Raw genomic sequence first — 3,314 nt, 5'->3', positions numbered from 1 at the left:
TTGCTGGTAGTGGGAGATCGGCGGCGTGCGGGGTCGGCGCCAACTGTGCGGGACTGACGCCGGCGGACACCAGGCGACGCCGGACCAGCCCGGGAGACCCCTGAGGCTCAGTCCTCGGCGACGCTATCGGCACCGGCGGTACCAGCGGCATCAGCAGCGACGGTGTCCGCCACGGCGTCGGCGAGCTCAATGAGCTGCACATCCAACGCCGACCGGTCGCCACTGTTGTCCAGCACGAGCCACGGCGAGTTCCACTGCGCCTCGGCCAGGTCACGGTACGCGCCCAGGGTCCGTGTCTGCAGCCCGCCGTCGGCCTCGTAGGCGTCCACCCCACGGGCCCCGTCCGCGGAGGCCCGGGCGGCAACCCTCCCGGCAGTCACCGTGTCCGACACGTCGACGAGCACCTGCAGGTCCGGCTCGGGGATACCGAGCTGGGTGAACTCCAGGTCCTCGACCCAGGCGACGACCTCGGACGAGGCGCCACCGGCCGAAGCGTCCTGCGACAGCCGCGCCGCGGAATACGCCGCGTTCGAGGCGACCCAACGGTCCAGCAGGACCACGTAGCCGTCCTCGTCGAAGCCGGCGAGTTCGTCGGCGACCTCCGCCCGGTCCAGGGCGAACAGGGTGGCCATGGCGTAGGCGGAGTCGACAAGGTCGCCCATGCCCCCGTGCAGTGCCGCCGAAGCGAGCTGCGCGTGGACCGAGGTCTCGTAGCGGGGGAAGGCGAGCCTGGCGACCGGGATCTCCCGGGCGATGAGCTCGGCCTCCAGGGCGGTGACGACGGTGTTCTTGCCGGCACCGTCGATGCCCTCGAACGCGATGATCACAGTGACCGAATCCCCGACCTAGTAGCGGTAGTGCTCGGGCTTGTACGGGCCCTCGACATCGACACCGATGTACTCGGCCTGCTCCTTGGTCAGCTTGGTGAGCTTGCCGCCGAGCGCCTCGACGTGGATCCGGGCGACCTTCTCGTCGAGGATCTTCGGCAGGCGGTAGACCTCATTGTCGTACCGGTCACCGTTGGTGAACAGCTCGATCTGGGCGATGGTCTGGTCGGCGAAGGAGTTCGACATGACGAAACTCGGGTGGCCGGTGGCGTTACCGAGGTTGAGCAGCCGCCCCTCGGAAAGCACCACGATACTCAGCGGGTCACCGTTGGCGTCCGGGAAGGTGAACTCATCGACCTGCGGCTTGATGTTCACCCGGGTGACGTCGTCACGGTGGTTCAGCGATGCCATGTCGATCTCGTTGTCGAAATGGCCGATATTTCCCAGCACGGCGTGGTTCTTCATGTGCTGCATCTGCTCGAAGGAGATGATGCCCAGGTTGCCGGTGGAGGTGATGACGATGTCGGCCTCACCGATGGCGTCGTCGATGGTGACCACCGGAAAACCGTCCATGAGCGCCTGGAGGGCGTTGATCGGGTCAGCCTCGGTGACCTTGACCCGCGCCCCCTGGCCCTTGAGCGCCTCGGCGACACCCTTGCCCACGTCACCGTAACCGGCGACCAGGGCGGCCTTGCCGCCGATGAGCATGTCGGTCCCGCGGTTGATGCCGTCGATGACGGAGTGGCGGGTGCCGTAACGGTTGTCGAACTTGGACTTGGTGACCGCGTCGTTGACGTTCAGCGCGGGGAACGGCAGGGTGCCCTGCTCGGCGAAGTGGTAGAGACGGTGGACACCGGTGGTGGTCTCCTCGGTGACACCCTTGACTGCCTTACCGGCCTCGGTCCAGCGGGTGGAGTCCTTACCGAAGACGCGGGCGAGCATGCGCAGGAAGGCCTGGTACTCGTCGGGATCCTCCACGGACGGCTCAGGGACCAGCCCGTTTCCCTCGAAGATGGTGCCCTCGATGACCGCGTTGGTGGCGTCACCACCGTCGTCGAGGATCATGTTGGGCTTGACATCGCCCCAGTCGAAGACCTGCTCCAGGCACCACCAGTACTCGTCGAGGGTCTCACCCTTCCAGGCGAAGACCGGGACGCCGGCCGGCGCCTCCGGGGTGCCCTTCCCGACGACGACTGCCGCAGCTGCCTCGTCCTGCGTGGAGAAGATGTTGCAGGACGCCCAGCGGACCTCGGCGCCCAGGGCGGTGAGGGTCTCGATGAGCACGGCGGTCTGCACGGTCATGTGGATCGAACCGGCGATGCGGGCACCTGCCAGCGGCTGCTCCTCCGCGTACTCGCGACGAAGCTCCATCAGTCCGGGCATCTCGTACTCCGCCAGACGGATCTGGTGGCGGCCGGACTCCGCGAGGGTGAGGTCACGGACCTTGTACTGGAGGGAACCGGCGACGTCGACCCTGAGGTCTGCCACGGGATCGAAGGTGAGGTCGGCAGCGGATCCTGCGGAATCAGCCATGGGTGGAGGTGCTCCTTAAACGTGGGGAGTGGTTTCTTCGGACAACTCCACCCACCCTAGCGCGGTCCGTCCGCAGCGTCCTCAGCCGACGTCAGCTCAACGCTTCGACGCAGGTCTCCAGACCGTCGGGGGCTTCCTCACCCTGCCGCTCCAGCTGTGCGTCGAGCACCTGGAGCGCCGCCTCCTGCAGCTCCTCCGGGCAGGCGCCGACACGGGCGCGGATCAGCGGGTGCTCCTCGACGACGTCGGACGCGGTGAACGGCGCCCCGGCCCAGATGGCGGCAACGGTCGCCGCGCACAAGCCGGTGGTGTGGTCCGCATCCCCGGGGGTGGCGTGGTTCAGGGCCACGGTGCAGGCGTCCCGGAGCGCCACGACCAGCTCACGGTCGTCGTCGGCCACCCTGTCACACTCGGTGAGGAAATCGGTGCTGTTCTCGTCGGTGAAGACGGTCTCGTCCCAGGTGCTCATCGACAGTGCCTTTCTGTACGGGTGATCCGGTGACCTGCGGGTCATCGTATACCCGATCCGCCAGGCCACGACAGTGGCGAGGGAACGCGCGGGGGTACCACCGGCCGATCACGGTCCGGTAACGTTCTCACCGGGTGGACACGGTCACCGGATGAAGGATCCCACACAGTGACACGGTGACCTGGTGAGAGTCCGTGTACGGTGGTGCGTACCGTAACCTGTTCGTGATAATTGACGTCTGACACCGACTTCGTTCCCGGCACCGGGGCGTACCCGATGAGGAGAGTGACCGAGGAACATGTCCACCGACCCCGCGACCCCCGACGGCGGCTACGCACTCACCCCGGACCAGTCCGCCACGGCCGGTACTGCGGCCGCCCCCTCGGACGCGTCCACCGCCCACCACGAACAACTGCTGCGCACCGAGGCCATCGCCGCCCGGCGCGGCAACCGTGCCATCGCACGTTTCGCGGTCGCCGGTCTCG

The 3,314-nt window shown here is 67.5% G+C and carries 4 protein-coding genes; 1 reads left to right on the top strand and 3 read right to left on the bottom strand.

The genetic code is table 11. The annotated features are described in order from the left end of the window. Nucleotides 1-107 precede the first annotated feature (107 nt). The 3 genes from QZV72_RS13300 to QZV72_RS13290 form a co-directional block, all read right to left on the bottom strand. Nucleotides 108-827 carry a dTMP kinase gene (locus QZV72_RS13300; RefSeq protein WP_297009085.1) on the bottom strand — a complete coding sequence of 240 codons (720 nt, stop codon included), beginning with the start codon at nucleotides 825-827 and terminating at the stop codon, nucleotides 108-110. Nucleotides 828-845: 18 nt separating this feature from the next. Then, complete coding sequence (ahcY, locus tag QZV72_RS13295; RefSeq protein ID WP_297009083.1) at nucleotides 846-2,360, bottom strand: adenosylhomocysteinase; 1,515 nt, start codon at nucleotides 2,358-2,360, stop codon at nucleotides 846-848. Between the two features lie 91 nt (nucleotides 2,361-2,451). Next, nucleotides 2,452-2,829 carry a DUF4259 domain-containing protein gene (locus tag QZV72_RS13290; RefSeq protein WP_297009082.1) on the bottom strand — a complete coding sequence of 126 codons (378 nt, stop codon included), beginning with the start codon at nucleotides 2,827-2,829 and terminating at the stop codon, nucleotides 2,452-2,454. A gap of 298 nt (nucleotides 2,830-3,127) precedes the next feature. Here QZV72_RS13290 and QZV72_RS13285 point away from each other — a divergent pair. After that, nucleotides 3,128-3,314 (top strand): hypothetical protein (locus QZV72_RS13285; protein WP_297009080.1); only part of this gene is annotated, 187 nt, incomplete at its 3' end.

Origin of the sequence: uncultured Corynebacterium sp., from assembly GCF_902782855.1 — a bacterium.
Classification (GTDB): domain Bacteria; phylum Actinomycetota; class Actinomycetes; order Mycobacteriales; family Mycobacteriaceae; genus Corynebacterium.
This window is presented reverse-complemented; position numbering and strand designations above follow the sequence as displayed.